Annotated in this window: 2 protein-coding genes; both read right to left on the bottom strand. The window is 69.0% G+C overall.

The features are described from left to right. Positions 1-3466, bottom strand: a 3466-nt coding sequence (locus A5747_RS13170; protein WP_142245573.1) for a type I polyketide synthase, incomplete at its 3' end; no start/stop codon positions are given. 18 nt (positions 3467-3484) lie between these two features. Further along, positions 3485-4385: acyl carrier protein (locus A5747_RS13165; protein WP_142245572.1), on the bottom strand; the 901-nt coding region annotated here is incomplete at its 5' end.

Here is a 4385-nt window from a genome sequence, read left to right as displayed (position 1 = left end):
CGATCCGCACCCGGACCCTCGATGCCCCGGCTGCGTGCAGACACACGCCCTGCCAGGAAAACGGCAGCATCGTCTCGACCTGTTGGCCGACCACCCCCATCGCATGCAGCGCCGCGTCCAACACCACCGGATGAATTCCGAAGCCCGCGACCGTCACACCCTCGCCGACGGCGACCTCGGCGAAAATCTCTTGCCCCCGTTGCCACATCGCCCGCACGCCGCGAAACGCCGGCCCGTACTCATAGCCCCGCGCCGCCAACACGCCGTACACATCGCCGGCGTCCACCGCCGACGCACCAGCCGGCGGCCACACCGACAGGTCCGCGGGTGCCGGCGAACCCGCGTTCAGTACGCCCTGCGCGTGCAATACCCAAATCGAATCCGCGTGGGCGCCACGCGAATAGACCCATACGGCGCGCGAACCCGACTCGGTGGCCGCGTCGACGACCAGCTGCACCCGCACCCCGCCGGTCTCCGGGAGCACCAGCGGCGCCAACAACGTGAGCTCCTCCAGGACCGAACAGCCGACCTCATCGCCGGCCCGCAGCACCAACTCCACGAAACCCGCTCCGGGAAACAACATCACTTCATCGACGACATGATCCGCCAGCCACGGGAAATCCCCCACCGACAGAGAACCCGTCAGCACCACGCCGCCCGAATCGGGCCGCTCTACTATCGCGCTTAACAGCGGATGTCCGGCGTGCAGCAACCCCGCACCCCGCACGTCCGCCGATCCCACGGCGCCGTAAGGCAACCAATACCGTTGCCGCACAAATCCGTACGTCGGTAAGTCGACTCGGTTCCCACCCCGCAACGCGGCGGGCCAGTCCACACCGACACCCCGGACGAACAACCGCCCCAGCGCGGCCAGCAGCGACTCGGCTTCGGGTCGATCCTTGGCCTGCGTCACCACCGACACCGCCCGGTCGGCGGTCAACGACTGCTCCACCGCGGCGGTCAGGCCACGGCCAGGACCCACCTCCACAAACGCGTCAGCCCCCAACGACTCGGCGGCCCGTACGCCGTCGGCGAAACGGACGGGTTGCCGCACATGGTCAACCCAGTACCGCGCCGACCCGTAGCCGGCACCGGCCAATTGGCCGGTCAGGTTCGACACCAACGCAATTCGCGGTGGTGCGGCCGAAATCCCGTCGAGCAGCTTGGTGAACTCGTCGAGCATTGGCTCCATCAGTACCGAGTGAAACGCATGCGACACCGCCAGCCGGTGCACCCGGCGACCCGACTCCGCCAGCCGATCCGAGATCGCCTCCACCGGCTGTCGGGCACCCGAAATCACCACCGCATTGGGGGCATTGACCGCGGCGACGCTCACCGCCTCGGTCAGCAATGGTGCGACTTCTGACTCGCCGGCGGCCACCGCGACCATCACCCCGCCGGCGGGCAGGGCCGCCATCAACCTCCCCCGGCCCGCCACCACCCGGGCGGCATCCGCGAGCGACAACGCCCCGGCCACATGGGCCGCGGCGATCTCCCCGACCGAATGACCCGTCACGACGTCCGGCACCACGCCGCAGCGCCGCAATAGTGCGGCCAGTGCCACCTCGATGGCGAACAACGCCGGCTGAGCGAATTCGGTGCTTTCCAACAGTGCGGCGTCGTCGCCCCAGATCACCTGGCGCAGCGGCAATCGCAGATGCGGATCCAACGCGGTGACCGCCTCGTCAAACGCCTCCGCGAACGCCGGGAAGCGGTCATGCAACTGCCGGCCCATCCCCAACCACTGCGAACCCTGCCCGGGAAACACGAACGCCGTCTTGCCGCCCGCTTGCGCACGCCCCACGACGAGGCCTCCGCCCGGCTCGCCGGCTGACAGCTCGATCAATCCCGCGACGAGATCGTCGCGGTCGGCGCCGATCACCACGGCCCGGTGGTCGAAGACCGGCCGCGTCGTCACCAACGACCAACCCACATCCGCCGGAGTCAGATCCGCGTCGGCGGCCACCCGCGCCAGCAATCGCTTGGCCTGGTTGGCCAGCGCCCGCTCCGAGCGGGCGGACAACACCCACGCCGTCGCGGTGTCATCGGGCTGCGCCGCAACGCTTTCGCTCTCCAGCGCCGGCGCCTGCGTCGGGGCCTCTTCCAAGATCACATGCGCGTTCGTCCCGCTGATCCCGAACGACGAAACGCCCGCCCGGCGGGGACCATCCATTGCGGGCCACGGCCGCGACTCCGTCAATACCGACACCGCTCCGGCCGACCAATCCACGTGCGGCGTGGGCACATCCACGTGCAACGTCTGGGGCAGCACGCCGTGTTGGATCGCCTGCACCATCTTGATCACTCCGGCGACGCCCGCGGCGGCCGAGGTGTGCCCGATGTTTGATTTGATTGACCCGAGCCACAGCGGCCGGTCCGCCGGCCGATCCTGTCCATACGTCGCCAGAAGCGCTTGCGCCTCAATCGGATCGCCCAACGTGGTGCCCGTGCCGTGCCCTTCCACCACGTCGACGTCGGCGGCGGCCAGACCGGCGCTGGCCAGCGCCGCTCGGACGACCCGCTGCTGGGACGGCCCGTTGGGTGCTGTGAGGCCGTTGGAAGCGCCGTCCTGATTCACCGCGGAGCCCCGCACGAGGGCCAGCACCGGGTGGCCCAACCGTCGCGCGTCGGCCAATCGCTCGACGACTAGTACCCCCGCGCCTTCCGACCACGCGGTGCCGTCGGCGGCACCGGCATACACCTTGCACCGGCCGTCCGGCGCCAGCGCCCGCTGGCGGCTGAACTCCACGAACGCCGCTGGGGTGGCCATCACGGTCACGCCGCCGACTAGCGCCAGATCGCTCTCTCCCGACCGCAGTGACTGCGCCGCCAGGTGCAGCGCCACCAAGGACGACGAACACGCCGTATCCACCGATACCGCCGGGCCTTCCAGTCCCAGGACGTACGACACGCGTCCGGAGGCCACGCTCAACGTCGAGCCGGTGAGGCCGTAGCCCTCCAGCTCGCCGTGCACCTCGCCGCCGTAGCCGGCGTGGATCACGCCGGCGAACACACCCGTCGCCGACCCGCGCAGCGCCAACGGGTCAATTCCGGCGCGCTCCAACGCTTCCCATGACAACTCCAGCATCAGCCGCTGCTGTGGATCCATCGCGAGCGCCTCGCTGGGCCCGACACCGAAGAATCCCGCATCGAAGTCGCCGGCGTCGGACAGGAAGGAGCCCTGGCGCACGTACATCTTGCCCGGCGTGTCGGGGTCCGGGTCGTACAGCCCGGCCACGTCCCAGCCCCGGTCCGCGGGAAAGTCGGACACCGCGTCGCGGCCTTCGACCACCATGTCCCACAAGCCCTCGGGCGAATCCACGCCGCCCGGATACCTGCACGCCATCCCCACCACCGCCACCGGCTGGGACAGCTTGCCTTCCAATTCGGAAAGGCGCCGCCGGGTACGCCGCAGATCGGCGGTGAGGCGCTTGAGGTAATCGAGATGCTTGTCGGGGCCCGACACTGTCACTCCTTGCGGGCTTTAGGAGCCGAGCTCTTCGTCGAGGATGGCGAAGAGCTGGCTTTCGGTGGCGGATTCGATGTCCTCGTCGTCGGAGTCGTAGGACTCGTACGGGTCGAGGTGGGTGCTGAGGGTAGTCATCAGCGCCTGGATGCGGGTGGTGAGCTGCGTCTTGTCCTCGGGTTTCCAGTCGGGTTGATCGAGCAGTGCTTGTAGTTCACGAGTGACGTCGTTCAATCGGTTCAGCAGGTTCGGTTGGCCGGCGCTGGTGGTGTCGACGGCCAGCCGGCTGTCGAGATGTTCGGCCAACACGATCGGCGTCGGGTAGTCGAAGATCAGTGTGGGCGAAAGGGTCAGTCCGGTAGCGGTTTTGAGCCGGTTGCGCAGCTCGACGGCGGTCAGCGAATCGAACCCGAGGTCTTGAAACACGGTTCCGGGGTTGATGTCGGCGGCGTTCTGGCGGCCCAACACGGTGGCGGCGTTGCTGCATACCACCTCGACGAGTCGGTCGTGTCGCTGCTCGGGCGTCAGGCCCTGCAGCCGCGCGGCGAAGCTCGTCATCGAGGCCGCCGTGGTGTCGGCGTCGTCGATGACACGCCGGGTGGGACGAGCGACGACCAACTGGCTCAGCAGCGGGGGCAGTGCGGCGCGCTGGTCGGCGAGTGCCGCTGCATCGACGCGCGCGGCCACCACCATGGGAAGGTCGGCGAGCATCGCGTCGTCGAAGAGTTGCAGGGCGTGCTCGGTGGACAGCGGCGCCAGCCCGAGTCGGGTCATGCGGGCCTTGTCGCGCTCGCCCAAGTGTCGGGTCATGCCGCTGGCCTGTTCCCACAGCCCCCACGCCACCGACAACCCCGCCAAGCCCTGCGCACGCCGGTAGGCGGCCAGACCATCGAGGAAACTGTTGGCCGCCGCGTAATTG

The sequence above is a fragment of the Mycobacterium sp. IS-836 genome, assembly GCF_001954275.1.
Lineage (GTDB): Bacteria > Actinomycetota > Actinomycetes > Mycobacteriales > Mycobacteriaceae > Mycobacterium.
This window is presented reverse-complemented; position numbering and strand designations above follow the sequence as displayed.